This window comes from Nocardia sputorum (assembly GCF_027924405.1).
GTDB lineage: Bacteria > Actinomycetota > Actinomycetes > Mycobacteriales > Mycobacteriaceae > Nocardia > Nocardia sputorum.
This window is the reverse complement of record NZ_AP026978.1, coordinates 7,306,546-7,326,921: the sequence shown is the minus strand read 5'-3', so window position 1 is coordinate 7,326,921 and position 20,376 is coordinate 7,306,546. Positions and strand designations below refer to the sequence as shown.

Here is a 20,376-nt window from a genome sequence, read left to right as displayed (position 1 = left end):
CCCACTGCCCAGTACAGAGCGATCGCCCGGCACGAGATTCGTGCCGGGCGATCAGTCGTTTCCAGGTCCGCGTCTACTTGCCGAGCAGCTTCTCGGTGGCCGCCAGCAGCACGCAAGTGGCCAGGCCGTCCATCGCCTTCTCCAGCTCGGGCAGCTTGGGGAAGCTCGGCGCGATGCGAATGTTCTTGTCTTCCGGGTCGTTCCGGTAGGGGAAGGCCGAACCGGCCGCGGTGAGCGCGATGCCCGCTTCCTTCGCCAGCGCGATCACTCGCGCCGCGGTGCCTTCCAGCACGTCCAGGCTGATGAAGTAGCCGCCCTTGGGCTCGGTCCAGGACGCCACCTTGGACGCCCCGAGACGGTCTTCCAGGATCTTCAGCACCAGAGCGAACTTCGGCTCGAGGATCGCGCGATGCTTCTGCATGTGCGCACGCACGCCGTCGGCATCGCGGAAGAAACGCAAGTGGCGCAGCTGGTTGATCTTGTCCGGGCCGATGCTCTTCTTCGAGGCGTGGCTCAGGTACCACTCCAGGTTCGCGGTCGAACCGCCGATGAAGCTGACGCCCGCGCCCGCGAAGGTGATCTTCGAGGTCGAGGCGAATACCAACGGGCGGTTCGGGTTCCCGGCTGCCGCGGCGAGGCCGAGCACATCGATCACCGGGGCGGCGGTGTCGGTGAGCGGGTGCACCGCGTACGCGTTGTCCCAGAACAGCCGGAAGTCGGGCGCCGCGGCCGGCATCGAGACCAATTCCCGGACAACGTCTTCGGAGAAGACGACACCGGTCGGGTTGGAGTAGTTCGGCACGGCCCACAGACCCTTGATCTGCGGATCGTTCGCCAGCAGCTCGGCGATGGCGTGAGTGTCCGGGCCGTCGTGGCGCATCGGGATCGGGATCATCTCGAAGCCGAGCGCCTCGGTGATCGCGAAGTGCCGGTCGTAACCGGGCGCCGGACACAGGAACTTGAGGGTGTCCTCGGCGGCCCAGCGCCGCTCGGAATCATTGGTGCCGTATAGCATCGCGTAGCTGATCACGTCGTGCATCAGTTCCAGGCTGGCGTTGTTGCCCGCGAGCAGGTTGTCCACCGGGATGCCGAGCAGTTCGCCGAAGATCGCGCGCAGTTCCGGGAGACCGTGCAGGCCACCGTAGTTACGGCAGTCGGTGCCGGTGCCGTCGCGGAAATCGCCGTCGCCGGGCAGGTGCAGCAGCGCGGCGGACAGGTCGAGTTGCTCCGGCGAAGGTTTCCCCCGGGTCAGGTCCAGCGTGAGCTTCTCGGTCTTGAGCGTCGCGTAATTCGCGGACTGGGTCTCGTGCTCGAGCACGAGCTCCTCATGGCTCATCAAACCGATCTGCGTTTGCCGGGGCATCCTGGGCAGCCTTTCAAGCAGCGAGGGGACGGTGGTCTGGCCGGACCGATGGGCGGCGGCCGAACAGTTGTCCGTACAGACGCACGTGCATCCGCGGACGGTGTTCACGTTACCCGTGCGGTGGCCGGAATTGGAGGCGTTATCCGAGGGCGGGATGGGTGCCGACCGGACCGAGCCCATCCGCACCCCGCACCGGCCCGGCGGAGACGAGGCACCCGCGCGAGACCTTGAAAAAAGGGGACCCCGCGCACCCGGCAGAGCCCGTTGACCCTTGCTGCCTTCCGGCCCTGGGGGAGTTCACAGGATGCGCGCCGCGCGGGATCCGTCGGCCAGTGTAGCGTCTCCCGCCCGCAATCCCATCCTCCGGGTCCATAAGAGTCCTCGACCAGGCACTTCATCCCTTCGGGCGGCCCTATTTGGCGACGGGCCGGGGGCTACCGGTATGCTGCTCCACGGAGGATTCGCCTAGTGGCCTATGGCGCTCGCCTGGAACGCGGGTTGGGTTAACGCCCTCAGGGGTTCAAATCCCCTATCCTCCGCCAGGGCAAACGCCTCTGACCGGACATTCGTGGCTGGTCAGAGGCGTTTGCTTCAAGTCCCCCCGGCCACACTTCTGGAGCAAGTTCACCCCTTCAGCCCATCCAGGATGATGCGCAGGCCGGTGCGGAATTCTTCTTCGGGGTCGCTATCGGCTGCGGCGCGTGCGATCTCGATCAATTTGGCGAAGCGGTCGGGCGGCAGAGCCGCGACCCGGTCGGTGATCGCCGCGGGATCCGGGTCGCGGGCTACGGAGAGCGGTCCGGCGAGTTCAGCTTGCGCGAAGCCGGTGATGAATCCGGTGACCACACGGAAAGCGATCAGCAGGTCGGCCCCCGATCTACCGCTACGCGCAAGCGCCCGCAGCAGCGCTTCGGCGGTCACGAGAGTCGGCAAGTCGAGCGTGCGGCGGGTGAGGAGCAGGGGAATGGCGTGCGGATGGGAGCGGATGGCGCGCCACATGCCCTCGGCCACCGCGCGAGTTTCATCGGCCCAGTCGCCGGACGGTTCGACCGTCCACCGCGCCTCGGCCAGGACAGCTCCGGTGACAAGCCGCTCGAGCCCCTCTTTCCCGTCGACGTAGTTGTAGATCGTCATCGCCCCGGTGCCCAGCGCGGCCGCGAGATTGCGCATCGTCAACCCGGCCAGGCCCTGCTCGTCGACCAAGGCCAACGCTGCGATCTGGAGTTGATCGGTAGTGAATTTCTTCGGCGCGGGCATGAACCTCCCTTGTTTAAGTACGGCGTACGTGTTTAACTGACTGTGTTCACGTACAACGTACCTAAACGGAGGTGTCATGACTATTCGAACAACTTTTTCGTCCGGTGACGACGAGTGCGCCGCATGGCTCACCCTGCCGGCCGGCCCGGCGCCGCATCCGGTCGTGGTGCTGGTGCACGGCGGCGGCGCGACCCACGAGATGATGCTGGGCCAGTACGAGAAGTGGTTCTCGGACGCGGGCTTCGCCGTGCTGGCCTTCGACTTCCGCCACCTCGGAGAATCCGGCGGCCAACCGCGCCAACTGGTGAGCCGGCGCCGTTACGCCGCCGATGTCGATGCCGCCCTGGCATTCGTCCACTCGCGTCCAGAACTCGACTCCGAACGGGTGGCGTTGTGGGGAACCTCGTTCGGAGCCAGCCACGTAGTCGCGGCGGCGGCTCGCCACCCGGAGATCAGCGCGGCGATCGTGCAGTGTCCGGTACTGAGCGGACGGGCGGTTGTCGCCCGGGCCGGGTTCCGGCATCTGCTGCGGTTCACCGGGCCGATCATCTCCGATCTGGTGCGCGCGACGCTGGGCTTGCCTCGCCGGTATGTCCAACTCGTCGGCCGCCCGGGTGAACTCGCCTTCGTCAATCAGCCCGGCGCGCTCGAAGGCTGGCTTTCGGTCTGCCCGGACGGGTATGAATTCGACAACCGCATCACCGCGGCCTCGGGTCTGGGCATGCTGTTCTACAACGCTGCGGCGCGCGCGTCACGGGTGCGGTGCCCGCTGCTGATCTGCGCCTGCGACTTCGAAAATCTCATCGCTCCCACCATCGTGGAGAAGGTCGAGGCCGATGCGCCGCGCGCCATCGTGGAGCACTACGACGCCGACCATTTCACGGTCTACCATCCGCCGATCGTGGAACGAGTCGTCGCCGATCAGATCGACTTCCTGACCGAACACCTCGCACCGACCGCGGCTCGAGGGAGAACTCGGTGACTCGCATCCACGACTGCCTGCGGAGGGCGGCTCAAGACGCGGGGCACCGCGTCGGCTGGACCAGCGACGGCGACGACATCGGTTTCGCCGCGATGGACGAACGTTCGGATCGGATAGCGGCCGGGTTGCTGCATCGGGGCATCCGGCCAGGATGACCGCATCGCGCACCCGCGACGCCCGACTGGCTCGCGGTGTACTTCGCGGCAGCCAAGGTCGGCGCCGTCGTGGTGGGACTCAGCGGCTTGGACGCGGCGCCGCGCAACGTGGAGCTGACGGGCCACGGTGTGCGCTGCTCTCGGTGAGGTGGTGCTCCGGGCCGTCGACGCGGTCCGCACGGCGGGATTCGCTTCCTCCGGTTTACCGCTCTACATCTCCAGCTTCGCCAGCATCCAAGTGCCGAGGGCGTACATGTCGTCGGCGGGGATGGCGCGCGTGTAGTGCAGGCGCGGGGTTATCCAGCGGAACCGACGCCACCCGCTGGCCGGACGGATGACCCAACCGCCGTACTCGCGGTGAGGATGCCACTGGCCCTCACCGGTATAGCCGGGCTCGCGGATTTCACGCCGGAACCAGGAGCGCACGTGGCAGCGCAACACAAACCAACGAGTCGACCACGTAGGAGGGCCGCTAGTGATAACGAGCAGCTTCATCGGAGTGAACTTAGCACTGGAGGATGGCGGGCACGGTTTCCTTGCGGCCCTCGTTCGTCCCGGTGTCCCAGGTGGCGCGCATGACGATCTTGCCCTGCCACATGCCGGGTACGCAGTCCAGCGCCATCGCGGCGATGTGGACGCTGGGGTTGGGTATCTGCGTGACAATGCCCGGCTCCCCCTTCGGCTTCCGGTTGCTGGTGCCCGACCGATGCCACAGCTGCAACGTGAGGTGGAACTCGATCGAGGTGGGATCGCAGGTCACTGTTCCGCCGACCACGACGGCCTTGTGCAGCACATACGGGATCTTGTTGAACTCGAAGGTGCAAACACCGACGGGCTTGGCCGCCACAGGCTCGACGGCCGCTGAAGCTCCGGCCGGGACGGCGACTCCGGCGAGCACTGCCGCCGCGGAGCATCCCGCCAGCAGAGCGCGGCCGATTCGTATCTTCACGGTTTCCTCCTTGGGTGGGCGTGCCGACCACCTCGCCGGGTCGGTGCCGTTGATGCGATGTCGAGGGGTGGGGCAACTCCGGCCGCGCGCAATGTCCGCTGGATCTCCCGCTTGCGCGCGCAGTGGGTGAGTCGGCAGCCGACATGCCGGGGCCACTGCTGGCGGGCCTGCTCGACCGTCAGCGGCAGGGGCGGCGGTTCGTGGCTGAGACGTTCCTCGATCTCGCGGAACCGTGGCCCGGCCGCTGGCTGCGCGGTGAGTGCCCAGGCTGCGGCGAACACGCAGGCGATGACCGCGGCGGTCATCGCGGCGAGCATCAGCACCGGCCCGGCGGGCATGGCTGTCCGTCCACGACCGCGGCGACGAGGTCGCCCCACCGGGTGGCGAGGTACCCCACCCGAGACCACGCCGAATGCAGGGTTTCTGCGGCTACCTCGTCCGGCGCCATCAGCAGCGACTCGGCGTCGATATACGCGGCGACGAGCGCGTCAGCCACAGGCCCGACCTCATCGGCGTCGGTACTGGACGGCGCGAGGTGCGTGGCGACCCACTGGTTGATCAACACCACCAGCTCCGCTCGGCGCCGGTCTATCTCGCTGACGCGGTCAGGGCTGACGCGACGGGTGCGATGTAACTGCGCGAGCGCCCGCGTCCACCGAGTCACCAGGTGATCGCCCGGCTTATCGCCGGTGACGTAGCGGATCGCCGCGCTGACCTCATGCCAGTCCGGCAAATCGTGCCGGGACCTGTAGCCCGCGTCCAAGATCGCTATCCCTCCGATCCGAACGAGTAGGCCATCGCCGCGAGGTATTGCAGGCAACCACCGCCATGCCCGGAATGGGCGGTGAGGATGAACCGGGCACGCTCCAGATCGAGATCTGTGGGTTCGGTGCCGCACTCGCTATAGCGGGCCTCCCACAGATCGCGGGTCTCTCGCGAAATGCGCATGGCAGCCTCCGTGACGGATTGTTTGGGTACACCGGCACTGGAACCGTCCGCGTTGATTCGAACCAGATTTCGACCTCCGCGCGGCCGGGTACTAATTCGAGACGTAATAAGAACCCCCGGGGTCCAGCACCCGTGTGCGCTCGACCATCCCGCGAAACTGCCACTGCTGGAACGACATTGCGGGCTACCCTGGTCCAATTCGCGGTCTACTTCGGTCTACTTCGGGTTCATTCGGCGAGTTCGAGGGGGTCACAGTTGGGTATGCAGCTCGCATGGACCGGCGCACGGGCGACAGCCCTGCGCGATGCCCTTGGGCTTACACAACGACGGTTCGCGCAGAAGTCGGGCGTGGGGCTGTCCACGGTGAAGAAGTGGCGCGCAGAGGGCGACACCGTGCTCAACACGAACTCTGCGGGCATCATGAACACGCTGCTCGCGCGAGCCACACCGGAACAGCGTGAACGGTTCATCGTGAGCATCGACCCCACCGACGCGGATACGGTGGTGGCGCAGTGGCCTCCAGAAATGTGGACGGCTGAAGCAACGGAGGTCGCCGCCGATCTGACCCGGGAGGACCTGATGATTGATCGCCGCAAGGTCGGCCGCGCGCTACTCGGCGTAGTCGCCGGTGCCCCACTGCTCGAACCACTGGAGCGGTGGCTGCGAAGTACACCGGACATACTGAAGGTGCCAGGGCGCGCTCGACCCGGTATCGGTCTACAAGAGGTCGAGCAGCTGCGCACCACCGCGCGCGTCTTCCGTGCATGGGACGACCAGCACGGCGGCGGCCTGCGTCGCAAAGCTGTTGTCGGGCAACTCGCCGAGGTGAATGAACTACTCACCGAATCGCATCCGCCGGAGATCCGCCGCGAACTCGCGGCCACGATGGCAGAACTGGCGGAAACGGCAGCGATGATGTCGTGGGACTCCGGGCACCAACGGCTAGCGCAGCGCTACTACGCGCTCGCAGTCCGCGCCGCACGGGAAGCCGATGATCGCGCGTTCGCCGCAGTGGTGTTGGCCGGGATGGCACGTCAGCTCCTGTCCCTGCAACAGCCAGGGGACGCCCTCGAACTGGTCCGCCTGGCACAGGACTACGCGGCCGGCCACATCACTCCGACGACTGAGGCGATGCTGTTCACGCGGGAAGCGTGGGCGTACGGGCAGCTCGGCCGCCAAACCGCGTTCCAGCACTCCTGCGATAAGGCGCATGCGGCGTTCGCCGACTCCGACCATTCGATGGACCCCGACTGGATTCGCTACTTCGACAGCGCAGAACTAGCGGGCACGATCGGCGGCCGATTATTGGACATCGCGCGCCGCGACGGCGACCGCGCGACCGCGTCCGAAGCTGCGGGCTACATCGGGCGGGCGATCGCGTCACGCAGGCCGGGTCGTCGGCGCAGTGCGGCTCTGGATCAGTTGGGCATGGTCGAGGCCCGAATCATCGAGGGCGAGCTCGAGGAAGCGTGCCGCGTCGGTCACAATGCTTTGCAAGTGGTCGAGCAGACCGCGTCGGACCGTGTCGCAAAGAAGCTGGCCAGGGTGTACAACCGCACTGGGCAGTTCGCGACGGTGGGCGCGGTCGTCGAATTGCGGGAGCGGATGCGGCCGCTGGTTGCCGCGACAGCATAGGAGCACATCTGCATGGTGCGGATCGGCGTCACCGGGCACATGAACATCACCGAGGCCACCGCGCCGTTGGTGTACGACGCGGTGCGTGCGCTGCTGGGCGAGCACGATCCGAGCGAATTGGTCGGAGTGAGTTGTATTGCGCGCGGTTCCGATTCGGTGTTCGCGCGGGCGGTGCTCGATGCGGGTGGGCGGCTCGAGGTGGTGTTGCCGTCCCGGAACTACCGCGAGCGGAAGGTGAAACCGGATCACGCCGAGCTGTTCGACGAGCTCGTGAAGAACGCGGCGGAGGTGCGGGTGATGGATTTCGACGACGCGGGCCGTGCAGCGTACGAAGCAGCCAACGATGCCGTGGTGGAGTCGGTCGATCGACTGATCGCCGTGTGGGATGGCGATGCCGGGCAGAAGGCGGGCACCGGGACGGTGGTCGAACTCGCGCGTGCACGTGGTGTGCCGGTCGATGTCGTGTGGCCGGAAGGCGCCGCACGGGACTGACCCCGGTCCGCCGTTCGGATTTCCTCCCGAGTAGCCGGACGAGCCGGATTCGCCCGATCTAGGCTGTGCGACTTCCCATTCCGATGGAATGATCGTCCCCGTGACTCAGTGGCTCCCGCTTTTCGGTTCTCTCGTCGTCGGCATTGCGGTCTTGGTCGGCGTGCTGGTCAACAACCGCGCCAACCGGGCGGCGGTCACCGCAGCGGACGAGCGGAACCGGGCCACCTTGGACGCGGCGCAGCGCAACGTGGAGCTGACGAACGCGGCGGCCGAGCGGCGCGAGCTCGACAAGTGGCGGCGGGAGTCGGTGCTGGCGGCGGTCTCGTCCGTGCTGGCCATCTCGAGCGACGTCCGCCAGCAGTTGTTGCACTGCGATCGCTGGGATGCGGAGGAACTGGATGAGCTCGACGCGGAGGTCCGGCAGGTGATCACCGGCTCGCGGGATTTCATCAGCACCTTGCGCGTGGTGGCGCACCGCAAGATCCCCAATCGCTGCGAGGACCTGATGCGGACGCTCACCGCGGCGCTGAACATCAGCTTGCAACGCCGCCGGATCGAGCTCGACGGCGAGGCCACCGCCGAAGAGATCACCGAGATCCAGGCGCTGTGGTCGCGGGCGATCGAGAACACCGTCGAGGAGGAGCGCTCGGTCATCAACGTCACCCGGCTGGAACTGGAGATCAAGATCTCCGCCGAGGTCCACCAGGCCACGCCCCAGCCCGCCCTCGCCCGTTCCTGATCGGCGGGCGAACGAGTGTCACGCCGGAGCGGAGCCGACCAGGGCGCGGTGCGCTTCCAGCAGCGCGGCGCGGAGGTGGGCGGCGTAGGCGTCGAGATCCGGTAGGACCTTCGGGTCGGCGTGCAGGGAGATGGTGACGGTGTCGCCGAGTCCGTGCACGCCGTGGGTGAGGTGCATGACGGAGCCGAGCGCCGGGAATCCGGCCGTGAACCGCACCGGCCCGCCACCGAAGGACAGGTCGGCCGGCCCGCGGTCGACACTGGAGACGACAGTGTGCCCAGCTATCGAGCCGGGAACGATATCGAGGGGATAGCGGTCGACGTCCCGCCGCAGCATGGGGGCGGGAATCGTCGCGGTGACCCGGTCCTGCGCCGACAGCAGCGGGTGCCGGGCGCGGGCGCGCCGGTCGGCAAGCGCCGCGGCGATCTTGTCGGCGCGCAGACTCGGATCGGGTTCATCGACGAAGAGGTCGACGCCGAGACTGCGATAGTTGTTGCGTGGACCGGTGTCCTCGGCCAGGGCCATCGGGACCTGCGCACCGAGCCGCTCCACCGGCTCACCCCGGTCGGCCAGGTAGCGGGCGAGCGCCAGCGACACCGCGGTCAGGACGACGACCGTGACCGTACGACCGGGCACCCGCAACTCTCCGGCCGGAAACACCAGCATCCGAGCTTCGTGTCGCGAGATCCCCTCCGCCGACGCATGGTTCAGCGCAGTCGGCGGGAAACCCGGCCCCGGCGGCGGCAATTCGCCCGCCTCGGTCGACGCCGCGAGCCGCTGCTGAGCTCGGAACGCCTGGTAGCCGCGCACCGCGGTCGCGGCCAGCCGGGCCGGAACGCGCAGCAGACCGACAGCCGAAGCGACCAGCACTCTTGCCGGGAGCGCGCTCCCCCACATCGCATCCGCGAGGGTCCGCACACGCACTACCGTCGAGCCGACCCGCACTCGCACCGACGACCCGCTCGCCGACACCGAGTGCACCGCGGTCCGCTCACGGGCAACCGCGGTCCAGCCAACCGCGCATTCCTCTGGTACGGACAGTCCCGGAACCGATCGATCCGCGACCGGAGTCCTGTCACCCCAACTCTCGGTACCTGCGGCATCAGTGGCACTGTCGCCGGCCGGTCCCCCACCGGGGCCGGACGCTCCAGTACGGCTTTCGGGCTCGCCGGAATGGTTCCCCGCACCGCCGAACAGCGCACGCGCGATCGCCGACGCCCGCCGGCCGTCGGCCAGCGCGTGGGACATCTGGAGCACCACCACCAGCGCGGGCTCGCCCGTTTGCCCTGGCGCGTCGGCGATCGCACGGAACAGATGCAGCCGCCACGGGTGCACCGCGGCGTCGACACCGGTACCCAGCAACTCGCCGAGGGCCTCCAGCAGGCACGACCAATTACGTTCCCGCAGTTCGTGTTCCACGATTTGCTCGGCGGCGAATTCAGATCGTGTCCAGAACGGATAATCGATGTCCCCGGGCAGTTCGCGCAACCGGACCCGCAGGTCCGCGATCCGCGCACTGCGTTCGGCGACGGCGGCGCGCAGTTCCTCGGTGGGCAGTCCGCGATCGGCGAAGCAATACACCAGAAAAAGGTCGTTGCGCGTGCGTTTGGACAGCCAATACATCGTCGCGTCCTGCGGTGCCATCGCGCTCACAGTAAAACGATATCGACTCGGATTCGATGGCGTCCGACGAGCCCGGGGCAATGTGAATGATCTTGTTCCACATATCGCCCGGAAAACGCCATCGATTCCGGCACCCAGCTCTGCTACCGTCTGTAGTAGAACGGATACCACTCACCCAGGCGGGGTGTCGGCCATGGCTATAGATCTAGCTCGCACAATTGCCAACCAAGCCGATGAGGCGGACGAACGGTACAAGGCCGCGGCGTTCGTGAAGCGGTCGATCAACAAGGTCTTCCCGACGCACTGGTCGTTCCTGCTCGGCGAGATCGCGCTCTACAGCTTCATCATCCTGCTGCTGTCGGGCGTGTACCTGACCCTTTTCTTCGACCCCTCCATGACGGAGGTCGTCTACAACGGCGCCTACCAGCCGCTGCGCGGCGTGACCATGTCACGGGCGTACGAGACAGCGCTGGATCTCTCCTTCGAAGTGCGCGGCGGCCTGTTCGTGCGGCAGGTGCACCACTGGGCGGCGCTGCTGTTCGCGGCGTCGATCATCGTGCACTTGTTCCGGATCTTCTTCACCGGTGCGTTCCGCAAGCCGCGGGAGGCGAACTGGGTGATCGGTTCGCTGCTGCTGATCCTGGCGATGTTCGAAGGGTTCTTCGGGTACTCGCTGCCCGACGACCTGCTCTCCGGCACCGGCCTGCGGGCGGCGTTCTCGGGTATCACGATCTCCATCCCGATCATCGGCACCTGGCTGCACTGGCTGATGTTCGGCGGCGACTTCCCGGGCGAGATCATCATTCCCCGCTTGTACGTGGCTCACGTCCTGCTGTTCCCCGGCATCATCCTGGCGCTGATCGCCGCGCACGTGGCCCTGGTGTGGTACCAGAAGCACACCCAGTTCCCCGGTCCGGGCCGTACCGAGAACAACGTGGTGGGCGCGCGGATCGTGCCGGTGTTCGCCGCCGATCAGGGCGCGTTCTTCGCCTTCACCCTCGGCATCGTGGGCATCATGGGCGGTCTCTTCCAGATCAACCCGATCTGGAACCTCGGTCCGTACAACCCCTCGCAGGTGTCGGCCGGTTCGCAGCCCGACATGTACATGATGTGGACCGACGGCATGGCCCGGCTGATGCCGCCGTGGGAGCTGTACCTGGGCCGCTACACCGTCCCCGCCGTATTCTGGGTCGCCATGCTGATGGGGCTGGTCTTCGTCGTCCTCATCGCCTACCCCTGGATCGAGAAGCGGCTGACCGGCGACCGAAGCGCGCACCACAACCTGCTGCAACGCCCCCGCGACGTGCCCGTTCGCACCGCGATCGGCGCGATGGCGATCGCGTTCTACGTCGTGCTGACGCTGTCGTGCGTCAACGACATCATCGCGTACAAGTTCGACATCTCACTGAACGCGACCACCTGGGCGGGCCGCATCGGCATCCTGCTCGCGCCCCCGCTCGCGTACTTCCTGGCCTACCGCATCTGCCTCGGACTGCAGCGCAGCGATCGCGCGGTGCTCGAGCACGGCGTGGAGACCGGCGTGATCAAGCGTCTGCCACACGGCGAGTACATCGAGGTGCACCAGCCGCTCGGCCCGGTGGACGCGCACGGTCACCCGCTTCCGCTGGAATACCAAGGCGCACCCGTGCCGAAGAAGATGAGCAAGCTGGGTGCGGCGGGCAAGCCGGGCACCGGCAGCTTCCTGCGCGCGGATCCGCGCGAGGAGAGTGTGCGGCACTTCGAGCTCGAGCACGAAGAAGAACGCAGGCAACTCACCGTGTTGCGCAGAATCCAGGAACGAGCGAACGGCCGCGGAAACGGCTCCGCCCATTGAGGATTCGCCGGTACACCCGTCCGGAGAACCGCGAAGGCCCCGAGTCCATACGACCCGGGGCCCGCTTTGCCTTGTTCAGGCCATTCCGGAGCGGTTCAGCCGCGCCGGAACTCTCCCGTCGAGACCCCCACTAGGAATGCATCCCACTCGCCCGGCGCAAACCCCAAGACCGGGCCACTTCCACTGTCCTTGGTGTCACGAACCGCGACATTGCCGTCGACGAGGAAAGCGACTTCCACGCAGTTCCCATCCGGACCGCTGTATGTGCTCTTGCGCCACACAGCGCCCGCCCAATCAACCTCCACGGCACTAGCTCCTTTGCTGCGTCGAGAGCGAGATTTCTCCTGACATCGTTCCAGCTAGCATCGGTACCCGACTGGAAAGCCGAATCCCGTGGTGCACCCCGCGCCGGAGCGCACTTTCCCGGTGCGTCGATATCGCACATCGAGAGTTCGAGAGGAAATTAACCTCGCGCGGGGCCTCTCCCCGCGCGGTAACCCTAGCAGGTCCTTCGAAAGTTTGCCCGGCTCTTGCCTATTCAATCATCGCAACCACACACGTTTGCGAAGCATGGAAGTTGCGGGAACATTGCCAGCTCCTGGCATTCATTCCACACACCGATGATCCACAATGTTTTTAACGGATGTGATTGCTCTGTTATCGGCCGACAATTCGCGCGCCCCCACGGCCCGCGTCGACGCGCGCGCAGGGACCGTGCATGATGGATCCTATGGTCGAACGCGCTCGCGACGACGCAGGTCGCGCCCGTAATGCCCGTCCGCGCGACCGCCTCGGGCGACCGCTGCCGCCCGGCAGCACCGGAGTTGCCCGAATTCCGGACGATCTCGAACTTCCACCCCAGCAAACCTTGACCTTCGCCCAGCAACTGCTGGACGACGGACTCGCATTCAATGCACACGAGGTTTTAGAGGCCGCGTGGAAGAACGGACCGTTCGCCGAGCGGATGCTGTGGCAGGCGCTGGCGCAGTTCGCTGTCGGACTAACCCACATACAACGAGGAAATCCCAAGGGGGCGCGTACACTGCTCGCCCGCGCGGTGTCGCGGTTGACGGCATACCGGCCGGAGGGCGGCCAGGCGCCCTACGGTATCGACCTCCCCGGATTGGTCGCCCATGCCGAAGCACTGCTCGCCACGCTGGAGGCCGGCGCCGAGCCGGCGGACGCCGACCTGCGGCCACGTCTGCGCGGCTGAGCGCGCCGCTCCTACCATGGCCGACGTGCGCACCTCATCGTCTACCAGCAGAGCCCGTGACTGAGCCGGGCGCGGGCCGGTACGCGCCGAGCCCGTCCGGGGACCTGCACTTGGGCAATCTCCGCACGGCGCTGCTGGCGTGGGCGTTCGCTCGTTCCACCGGTCGGCGCTTCCTGCTGCGGATCGACGACCTGGACAGAGTGCGTCCCGGTGCGGAGCAGCGGCAAGTGGACGACCTCGCCGCGATCGGCGTGAACTGGGACGGGCCGGTGGTACGCCAGTCGGAACGGTTGCCGCAGTACGCAGCGGCCATCGAACGCCTCACCGCCGCCGGGCTGACCTATGAATGCTTCTGCACCCGAAGGGAAATACAGAAAGCCGCGACAGCACCGCACGGACCGATGGGCGCCTACCCCGGCACCTGCCGCGCGCTGAGCGCCGCCCAGCGCGACCGGCTGCGCGCCGAGGGGCGCCCGGCCGCCTTGCGCCTGCGCGCCATGGCCACCGAATTCGAGGTGCGCGACGAGCTGCACGGTCGCTACCGGGGCCCGGTCGATGACGTGGTGCTGCGACGCGGCGACGGCATCCCCGCCTACAACCTCGCGGTCGTGGTGGACGACGCGGACCAGGGCGTCGACCAAGTGGTGCGCGGCGACGACCTGCTGCCGTCGACGCCGCGGCAGGCATACCTGGCGACGCTGCTCGATCTGCCGGTGCCGCACTACGCCCACGTGCCGCTGGTGCTCAACACGCAGCGACGCCGACTGGCGAAACGGGATGGGGCGGTGACACTCCGCGAACGATTGGCGCTCGGCAACACGCCGGAGGACGTAGTCTCGGCACTGGCCGCTTCGCTCGGCTTCACCGCGACATCGTCGTCCGAGCTACTCGCGCGTTTCGACACCCGGCGGCTGCCCCGCGAACCGTGGATACTCGACGTTCATGGGTTGTTGCGAAGCAGCCCATGTCCGTAACGTACGCATCGTCCAACTACTGATCAATCGACGAGGACAAATAACTATGACAAGCGGTGGGTACGACCCCAACCAGTATCCGCAGGGCGGGCAGCCGTACGGGCAGCAGCCGTACCCGCAGGGGGGTGACCAGTACGGGCAGCAGCCTCAGTACGGCCAGCAGCAGCCCCAATACGGGCAGCAGCCGCAATACGGCCAGCAGCCCCAGTACGGGCAGCAGCCGCAATACGGCCAGCAGCAGCCCCAGTACGGGCAGGATCCCTACGGTCAGTACCCGCAGCAGCCCGGGTTCAACAACTACGGCGGCCAGCCGGGTGACCTCGGCACCCGCATCGGCGCCCGCGTCATCGACGCGATCATCCTCTACATCCCGTACTTCATCCTGTACGTCCTGGTCGACAACTCGCTGGGCCTGACCATCGGTCTCGGCCTGGTGTGGACCTTGGTCCAGCTCGGCTACTTCGTCGGCATGGAGACCTCGCAGGGCACCACGCTCGGCAAGAAGATCCTCGGCCTGAAGGTGCTCGCCCCGGGCGGCGCCGCCAAGATCGACCCGGTCACCTCGCTGAAGCGCAACATCTTCATCGCGGCGAGCATCATCCCCTGCGTCGGTGGCCTCATCTCGCTGATCCTGGCGATCTACATCATGGTCACCATCTCGCAGGACCCGAACAAGCAGGGCTGGCACGACAAGTTCGCCGGCGGCACCCAGGTCGTCAAGGCCTGATCGCCACCGCGGCACAAAACGCACAGGGGGCGCACCCGATTCGGGTGCGCCCCCTGTTGGTTCCCGGCCGTGCCGCTACGCGCTGGTCGCCCCCGCGATGATCACGACGACGAACCACAGGATGCCGAGCACGATCGCGCCGACACCGATCCAGATGCCCGCGAGCGCCATACCGCGCCCTTCCTGGCCACTCTGCTTGATCTGGTTGAGGGCGACCACGCCGAGGATGATGCCGACGATCGAGCCGAGCCCGCAGGTGACGAACCCGACCAGCGACGAGATCAGCGCACCGATCGCCATGCCGTTGGTGCCCTGCGCCGGGACTCCGTAGGGCTGGTAGGGAGTCTGATAGCCGTAGCTCGGCTGGGGATACGGCTGCTGTTGATAGGACGGGTACTGCGGCTGCGGAGGCGGCGTCATCGGCTGCGAGGGCGGCTGGACCGGGTATTGCGGCGCCGACGGGTAGCCCGACGGCTGCTGCTCCGGGCTCGGATACTGCGGAACCGAACTCTGGCCACCGGACTCCGGCGACACGCCTTGGCCGCCGTACTGCTTCCACCACTCGTCGGAATCGCCGGGATTCGTCATTGCTACAGCGTATTCCACAACCTGGTTGGATGATGCGGGTGAGTGAGTCGAAAACCACGCAAGAGCACGGCGGGCCTGGACGCCCCGCGGACCATGCGGCATTCGCCCAGGTCGCGCGGGGGTACTACGCACCGATCGTGGCCCTGTTCACTGCGACACTGATCATTTCCAACATCTGCGCCACCAAGGGGGTGGAGTTCTTCGGCGACCGGTCGGTGTCGCTGGGACCACTGCAAATCCTGCCGATCGCCACCGATGGCGCCTTCTTCCTGTTCCCGCTGGCCTACATCCTCGGCGACGTACTGAGCGAGGTGTACGGCTTCCGCGCCACCCGCCGCGCCATCTACTACGGCTTCGCCGCACTGCTGCTGACGGTGGTGTGCTTCGCCATCGCGATCCGGCTGCCCGCCGCGAGCTTCTACGAGAACCAGGAGGCGTTCCGCACCGTCCTCGGGACGACGCCGCGGCTCGTCATCGCGGGCCTGGCCGGCTACTTCGTCGGCCAGCTGCTGAATTCCGCGACGCTGGTGCTGATCAAGGAGCGGACGAAGGAAAAGTACCTGTGGGCCAGGCTCATCGGATCGACCATCGTCGGCGAGTTCGCCGACACGCTGATCTTCTGCTCGATCGCCGCGGGCGCCATCGGCATCGACACCTGGCAGCAGTTCGTCAACTACGTGATCGTCGGTTTCCTCTGGAAGACCCTCTGCGAGGTGATCGTGCTCCCGATCACCTACCGGGTGATCGCGTTGCTCAAGAAGCACGAACCCAGCTACGCGCCGACCGGAGCGGATCCGCTGCGCACCTGACGAATCCCAGCCGGCACCCCTGGAGGGCGCGAGCCACGCGAGACGACCGCGGAAGCAGTACAGCCACCGGTCATCCGCCCGGCCCGCGCCTTCCGTTGTGTCAGGCACCACTCCAGCGGCCCAATGTCTCGGCCTTGTGCTCGTCGAAGTAGCCGCCTTCGATGCTGTCCCGGATGCGATCGACCAGGCGGACCGTGAACCGCTCGTTGTGAATCGTGCACAGCGTGGCGGCGAGCATCTCCTTGGCCTTGAACAGGTGATGCAGGTAGGCGCGCGTGTAGTTGGCGCAGGTGTAGCAGTCGCAGTTCTCGTCGATCGGGGTGAAGTCGCGACGGAAGCGGCTGGTGTTGATGTTGAACCGGCCGGTGTCGACGTAGATGGCGGCGTTGCGCGCGACCCGGGACGGGTTCACGCAGTCGAAGGTGTCCGCGCCGTTCTCGATGGCGTTGAAGACGTCCTCCGGTTCGCTGATGCCGAGCATGTGCCGCGGCTTGTCCTCGGGCAGCTCGTCACAGCACCAGCCGACGATGGCGCCCAGGTTGTGCTTCTCCAGCGCGCCGCCGATGCCGTAACCGTCGAATCCCGTCCCCGCGCTACCGCGAATCGATTCGAGCCCGCGACATGCCTTTCGGCGCAGGTCCTCGTACTGCGCGCCCTGGATGACGGCGAACAGCGCCTGGTACGGACGGTGCGGGCGGGCGGTGGTCAGCCGCTCGTGCTCATCGATGCAGCGCTGCGCCCACTCGTGCGTGCGCTGGACCGATCGCTCCTGGTAGGCGCGGGTATTGAGGAGCGTGGTGAGCTCGTCGAAGGCGAACATGATGTCGGCGCCGAGCTGGTGCTGGATGCCCATCGACACCTCGGGCGTGAACCGGTGCGTGGACCCGTCGAGGTGGGAGCGGAACGTGACGCCGTCGTCGTCCACGGTGGCCAGCCGCTCCTTACCGGGCGCGATCACGTCGTCGCTGCGCACGTCGACCGCCTCCATCGCCAGCACCTTCTTGAAGCCGACACCCAGTGACATCACCTGGAATCCGCCGCTGTCGGTGAAGGTCGGCCCGCGCCAGTTCATGAACGCGCCGAGCCCGCCTGCCTCGTCCACGATGTCCGCGCCGGGCTGCAGGTAGAGGTGGTAGGCGTTGGCCAGCAGCGCCTGGGCGCCGAGTTCCCGCATGGTCTCCGGCAGCACCGCCTTGACCGTCGCCTTGGTGCCCACCGGGATGAACGCGGGCGTGGCGATCGGCCCGTGCGGCGTGGCGATCACACCGGACCGGCCGTGCCGCCCGTCCAGGCGAGTACCGACGGTGAAGGAGAACGATTCGGGACCGGACACCCCGCTATCCTCGCAGTTCGGCAGCCACCGCCCGAACCAGGCCACCGCCTGCCGGCCCGTCAGCGCGGTCAGCCGGGTTTCCCGGCGCGCGACACCCGCTCGGTTTCCGCTTGGTGCACCGCCAGCGCGGTGCGCAAGAAGTCGAGCGCGATGCGCAGTTCGCCGGTATCGAAACGCAGGAGAGCCTGGGCCCCGGCCACCCCCACCGGCTCGAAGATCTCTCGCGCGACCTCCCTGGCCCGCGTAGTGCCTTCGATCAGTATCCGCCGCCGATTGCCGGGATCTTGCGCCCGGGTGACGAAACCGGCCCGCACCAGCCGGTCGACGACGGTGGTGGTGGCGGCGGGACTCAGTCGCAACGCGGCGCTGAGCTCCCCCGCCGCCAGCGGCCCACGCGCCAGCACGATGTCCAGGCATCGCAGGTCGGTGCGATTCAACCCCAAGCGCACGGCGGCGGCCTCGTCGAACGCGTCGAAACTTCGCTGCAGCAGCCGCAACTCCTGCGCGATCTCGGCGATCAATTCATCTTTCGACATTCGAAACTTTCTGATATCGTACATTTCGACGATCGAATCTTAGCATCGGAAGGTACCCGTCCATGAACGTGACACTCGATCAGCACCGCACCGACGAGAGCGCCCTGCGCAGCCTGTTCGACGACCTCATGCGGACCTGGACCGCCAACGACGCCACCGCCTACGCGGCCCTGTTCACCGAGGACTCCGACTACGTCTCCTACGACGGCACCCGGGCCACCGGGCGCGCCGAGCATCAGGACAACCACGACAAGCTCTTCCGCGGCGTCCTGGCCGGTTCCGCGCTGGTCGGCGAGCTCGAGTCGATCCGCTTCGTCGCCCCGGACGTCGCGCTCCTGCACGGCACCGCCTCGGTCCTGATGCCGTGGCGTTCCCACCTGCCCGAGCGCCGCCGATCCCGCCAGACCCTGGTGACCGTTCGCACCGACCAGGGCTGGAAGATCACCGCACTGCACAACGGCCGCGTCCGGCCGGTGCGAATCCCCGAGCCGGACTCCTTCCCTTCGAGGATGTCCCAGCTCATGGCCCGCCTGGCCCGCCGCCTCGGCTTCGGACGCAGACGGGCCTGAGCGCTGCCGGGCTTCGTTTGGGAAGTCACTCCCGGCCACGCACCGACAGTTCGCGGATGAAGCGAGCTATCTCTTCGGGTTTCTCCTCTGCCATGAAGTGACCGGCGTCGATCGGCTCGTAGGTCAGGTCGGGCGCCCATACTCGCCAGAGTGCCGCGGCGTCGAAGCCCAGCCGCGCACCCCAGTCCTGCGAGATCACGCCCACCGGCATCCGCAATTGCCGTCCGGCGTCTCGATCTTCGCGGTCCATGCTCAGGTCGATGCCCGCGGTGGCGCGGTAATCGGCGACGATGGAGTGCACGGCCCCGACCGAGCTATCGATGTAGTGCCGTCGCACTTCCGGGGTGAAGGTCGCGCCGTCGGTGTCCCACGCGTCGAGGAACGAGGCGAAGAACTCGTCCGCCACCGCTGCGATCATCTTCTCCGGCAGCCCGACCGGCTGGGCCATCAGATAGAGGTGCCAGGCGACTTTCGCCTCCACGCCGCGCAATACGCCCCACGTGTCGAGGGTGGGCAGCACGTCGAGGATTCCGAGGTACCGCACCACGCCCGGGTGATCGAGACCGGCGCGGACACCGACGAGAGCGCCCCGATCGTGGCCCACCAGACCGAACCTGTGATGACCGAGAGCACCGGCTATCTGCACGATGTCGTTGGCCATGGTCCGCTTGGAGTACGTATGCGAACTGTTCTCCGGCGGCTTCCCGCTTTCGCCATAGCCGCGCAGGTCCGGAACGATGACCGTGCACTCCTCGACAAGCCGCTGAGCTACTTCGCGCCACATGTAATGCGTCTGCGGAAAGCCGTGGAGCAGGACGACTGCCGGGCCAGTCCCTCCCACTGCGACGTTCAGCTCGACGCCTTGCTCGCCAGGTAGCGTCCGATAGTCGAATCCATCGATCATGGGCATGGTCGCGGTTTCCTTCGCTGGTCAGAGGTTCGATTCGGGGGTCGGCCTGCCGGAGAAGATGCCGGCGGGGAGCGAGCGTGGCCGGGCGGAGGTCGCCCGCAGGGCGGGGATGAGGACGGCGTCGACGAGCGACCCGAGGTAGTCGTCGCCGGTGTCGAGCCCATTCAGCCGCCGCAGCAGGAGCACCGCCCCGGCCACCTCCTCGAACGGAAAGGGATCGACATCGGCGGGCAGCTCGTCGCGGAGGACGGCGGACTCGATCACAGAGGCGGGCAATCGCGCGCCGGTCGGACCGACGGCCTCCTCGATCGCGTCGCAGAGCTCGGGGTCCTCGAGGCCCGATTGCAGCAGCAACAGCGCGGTCCGGCCGTCCGTCGAGCGCATCGTCGTGATCAGTCGTCGGCACAGCGCGATCAGGTCACCGCGCAGACTCCCCGTGTCGATGTCATCGGGGCCCTCGCGCCGAGCCGGGCCCGCCTTCAAAGCGGCGACCACCATCTCCCGCTTCGATTTCCATCGCCGGTAGAGAGTGGCCTTGGACGCGCTCGCCCGACGGGCGACCTCTTCGAAGGTGACGCCTTCATAGCCCCGCTCGACCAGGAGCGCGTTCACCACCTGGAGGATCTCGCCTTCGCGTGCGTCATCGCGAGGGCGACCTCCGCGATGCGCCCCTCGGTCCTGGTTAAGATACGGCACGTTTCGTATCCTAACTCCTCGCTGCGGCTGATGTGACTCCAGCC

24 protein-coding genes, 1 tRNA gene and 1 other RNA gene are annotated in these 20,376 nt (G+C 67.1%); 12 read left to right on the top strand and 14 right to left on the bottom strand.

Annotated features, from left to right (window positions below; translation table 11 throughout):
- Positions 1–73: 73 nt before the first annotated feature.
- On the bottom strand, positions 74–1,363 hold the full coding sequence (locus QMG86_RS33055; RefSeq protein ID WP_281876820.1) for an aspartate aminotransferase type Ic: 1,290 nt from the start codon (positions 1,361–1,363) through the stop codon (positions 74–76).
- A 232-nt stretch (positions 1,364–1,595) separates the two neighbouring features.
- Positions 1,596–1,690, bottom strand: an RNA gene (gene ffs / locus QMG86_RS33050) — signal recognition particle sRNA small type.
- 127 nt (positions 1,691–1,817) lie between these two features.
- Here ffs and QMG86_RS33045 point away from each other — a divergent pair.
- Positions 1,818–1,905: transfer RNA gene (locus QMG86_RS33045), tRNA-Ser, on the top strand.
- Positions 1,906–1,987: 82 nt separating this feature from the next.
- On the opposite strand, the gene QMG86_RS33040 is transcribed toward QMG86_RS33045, so the two are convergent.
- Positions 1,988–2,698 (bottom strand): TetR/AcrR family transcriptional regulator, encoded by a 711-nt coding sequence (locus tag QMG86_RS33040; protein ID WP_281876818.1) that lies wholly within the window; start codon positions 2,696–2,698, stop codon positions 1,988–1,990.
- On the opposite strand from QMG86_RS33040, the gene QMG86_RS33035 reads away from it, so the two are divergent.
- Positions 2,697–3,602, top strand: coding sequence for an alpha/beta hydrolase (locus QMG86_RS33035; protein WP_281876817.1), 906 nt, complete (start codon positions 2,697–2,699; stop codon positions 3,600–3,602). The two genes, QMG86_RS33040 and QMG86_RS33035, sit on opposite strands and share 2 nt — an antisense overlap.
- The gene (locus QMG86_RS33030) at positions 3,599–3,757 is read left to right on the top strand and encodes a hypothetical protein (protein WP_281876815.1); all 159 of its coding nucleotides are present in this window, start codon (positions 3,599–3,601) and stop codon (positions 3,755–3,757) included. The genes QMG86_RS33035 and QMG86_RS33030 overlap by 4 nt, the downstream gene beginning before the upstream one ends.
- A 210-nt stretch (positions 3,758–3,967) precedes the next feature.
- Here the strand turns inward: QMG86_RS33030 and QMG86_RS33025 are convergent, their stop codons facing one another.
- From QMG86_RS33025 to QMG86_RS33010, 4 genes are read right to left on the bottom strand one after another with little or no spacing between them, the layout of a single operon-like run.
- Complete coding sequence (locus QMG86_RS33025) at positions 3,968–4,252, bottom strand: hypothetical protein (protein WP_281876814.1); 285 nt, start codon at positions 4,250–4,252, stop codon at positions 3,968–3,970.
- Between the two features lie 10 nt (positions 4,253–4,262).
- Entirely contained in the window at positions 4,263–4,706 is a 444-nt protein-coding gene (locus QMG86_RS33020) for a hypothetical protein (protein WP_281876812.1), read from the bottom strand.
- Entirely contained in the window at positions 4,703–5,044 is a 342-nt protein-coding gene (locus QMG86_RS33015; RefSeq protein ID WP_281876810.1) for a hypothetical protein, read from the bottom strand. The genes QMG86_RS33020 and QMG86_RS33015 overlap by 4 nt, the downstream gene beginning before the upstream one ends.
- Complete coding sequence (locus QMG86_RS33010) at positions 5,023–5,469, bottom strand: hypothetical protein (RefSeq protein WP_281876809.1); 447 nt, start codon at positions 5,467–5,469, stop codon at positions 5,023–5,025. The genes QMG86_RS33015 and QMG86_RS33010 overlap by 22 nt, the downstream gene beginning before the upstream one ends.
- Before the next feature lie 47 nt (positions 5,470–5,516).
- Between QMG86_RS33010 and QMG86_RS33005 the strand changes: the two genes are divergently transcribed.
- From QMG86_RS33005 to QMG86_RS32995, 3 genes are all read left to right on the top strand, one after another.
- Entirely contained in the window at positions 5,517–7,289 is a 1,773-nt protein-coding gene (locus tag QMG86_RS33005; RefSeq protein WP_281876807.1) for a helix-turn-helix domain-containing protein, read from the top strand.
- Positions 7,290–7,301: 12 nt separating this feature from the next.
- On the top strand, positions 7,302–7,781 hold the full coding sequence (locus tag QMG86_RS33000; RefSeq protein ID WP_281876805.1) for a hypothetical protein: 480 nt from the start codon (positions 7,302–7,304) through the stop codon (positions 7,779–7,781).
- A 100-nt stretch (positions 7,782–7,881) separates the two neighbouring features.
- Positions 7,882–8,520 carry a hypothetical protein gene (locus QMG86_RS32995; protein ID WP_281876803.1) on the top strand — a complete coding sequence of 213 codons (639 nt, stop codon included), beginning with the start codon at positions 7,882–7,884 and terminating at the stop codon, positions 8,518–8,520.
- An 18-nt stretch (positions 8,521–8,538) separates the two neighbouring features.
- Here the strand turns inward: QMG86_RS32995 and QMG86_RS32990 are convergent, their stop codons facing one another.
- The gene (locus tag QMG86_RS32990; protein ID WP_281881262.1) at positions 8,539–10,164 is read right to left on the bottom strand and encodes a WS/DGAT domain-containing protein; all 1,626 of its coding nucleotides are present in this window, start codon (positions 10,162–10,164) and stop codon (positions 8,539–8,541) included.
- A gap of 172 nt (positions 10,165–10,336) precedes the next feature.
- Here QMG86_RS32990 and qcrB point away from each other — a divergent pair, with 172 nt between their 5' ends.
- On the top strand, positions 10,337–11,977 hold the full coding sequence (qcrB, locus tag QMG86_RS32985) for a cytochrome bc1 complex cytochrome b subunit (protein WP_281876801.1): 1,641 nt from the start codon (positions 10,337–10,339) through the stop codon (positions 11,975–11,977).
- A 95-nt stretch (positions 11,978–12,072) separates the two neighbouring features.
- Here the strand turns inward: qcrB and QMG86_RS32980 are convergent, their stop codons facing one another.
- Entirely contained in the window at positions 12,073–12,216 is a 144-nt protein-coding gene (locus QMG86_RS32980; protein ID WP_350356423.1) for a DUF397 domain-containing protein, read from the bottom strand.
- A gap of 491 nt (positions 12,217–12,707) precedes the next feature.
- Here QMG86_RS32980 and QMG86_RS32975 point away from each other — a divergent pair, with 491 nt between their 5' ends.
- From QMG86_RS32975 to QMG86_RS32965, 3 genes are read left to right on the top strand one after another with little or no spacing between them, the layout of a single operon-like run.
- Entirely contained in the window at positions 12,708–13,190 is a 483-nt protein-coding gene (locus QMG86_RS32975; RefSeq protein WP_281876799.1) for a DUF309 domain-containing protein, read from the top strand.
- 56 nt (positions 13,191–13,246) lie between these two features.
- Positions 13,247–14,164, top strand: coding sequence for a tRNA glutamyl-Q(34) synthetase GluQRS (gene gluQRS / locus QMG86_RS32970; RefSeq protein WP_281876798.1), 918 nt, complete (start codon positions 13,247–13,249; stop codon positions 14,162–14,164).
- Between the two features lie 46 nt (positions 14,165–14,210).
- Complete coding sequence (locus tag QMG86_RS32965) at positions 14,211–14,891, top strand: RDD family protein (RefSeq protein ID WP_281876797.1); 681 nt, start codon at positions 14,211–14,213, stop codon at positions 14,889–14,891.
- Between the two features lie 75 nt (positions 14,892–14,966).
- Here QMG86_RS32965 and QMG86_RS32960 read toward each other — a convergent pair whose 3' ends face one another.
- Positions 14,967–15,479 (bottom strand): DUF4190 domain-containing protein, encoded by a 513-nt coding sequence (locus tag QMG86_RS32960; protein ID WP_281876796.1) that lies wholly within the window; start codon positions 15,477–15,479, stop codon positions 14,967–14,969.
- Positions 15,480–15,508: 29 nt separating this feature from the next.
- Between QMG86_RS32960 and QMG86_RS32955 the strand changes: the two genes are divergently transcribed.
- On the top strand, positions 15,509–16,288 hold the full coding sequence (locus QMG86_RS32955; protein ID WP_281876795.1) for a queuosine precursor transporter: 780 nt from the start codon (positions 15,509–15,511) through the stop codon (positions 16,286–16,288).
- A gap of 100 nt (positions 16,289–16,388) precedes the next feature.
- Here the strand turns inward: QMG86_RS32955 and tgt are convergent, their stop codons facing one another.
- Both tgt and QMG86_RS32945 read right to left on the bottom strand, forming a co-directional pair.
- Positions 16,389–17,621, bottom strand: coding sequence for a tRNA guanosine(34) transglycosylase Tgt (gene tgt, locus QMG86_RS32950; RefSeq protein ID WP_281876793.1), 1,233 nt, complete (start codon positions 17,619–17,621; stop codon positions 16,389–16,391).
- A 68-nt stretch (positions 17,622–17,689) separates the two neighbouring features.
- The gene (locus tag QMG86_RS32945; RefSeq protein ID WP_281876792.1) at positions 17,690–18,157 is read right to left on the bottom strand and encodes a MarR family winged helix-turn-helix transcriptional regulator; all 468 of its coding nucleotides are present in this window, start codon (positions 18,155–18,157) and stop codon (positions 17,690–17,692) included.
- 62 nt (positions 18,158–18,219) lie between these two features.
- Here QMG86_RS32945 and QMG86_RS32940 point away from each other — a divergent pair, with 62 nt between their 5' ends.
- Complete coding sequence (locus tag QMG86_RS32940) at positions 18,220–18,726, top strand: SgcJ/EcaC family oxidoreductase (RefSeq protein WP_281876790.1); 507 nt, start codon at positions 18,220–18,222, stop codon at positions 18,724–18,726.
- A 25-nt stretch (positions 18,727–18,751) separates the two neighbouring features.
- Here the strand turns inward: QMG86_RS32940 and QMG86_RS32935 are convergent, their stop codons facing one another.
- Both QMG86_RS32935 and QMG86_RS32930 read right to left on the bottom strand, forming a co-directional pair.
- Positions 18,752–19,636 carry an alpha/beta fold hydrolase gene (locus QMG86_RS32935; protein WP_281876789.1) on the bottom strand — a complete coding sequence of 295 codons (885 nt, stop codon included), beginning with the start codon at positions 19,634–19,636 and terminating at the stop codon, positions 18,752–18,754.
- A 21-nt stretch (positions 19,637–19,657) separates the two neighbouring features.
- Positions 19,658–20,248, bottom strand: a complete 591-nt coding sequence (locus QMG86_RS32930; protein WP_281876788.1) for a TetR/AcrR family transcriptional regulator — start codon at positions 20,246–20,248, stop codon at positions 19,658–19,660.
- Positions 20,249–20,376 lie beyond the last annotated feature (128 nt).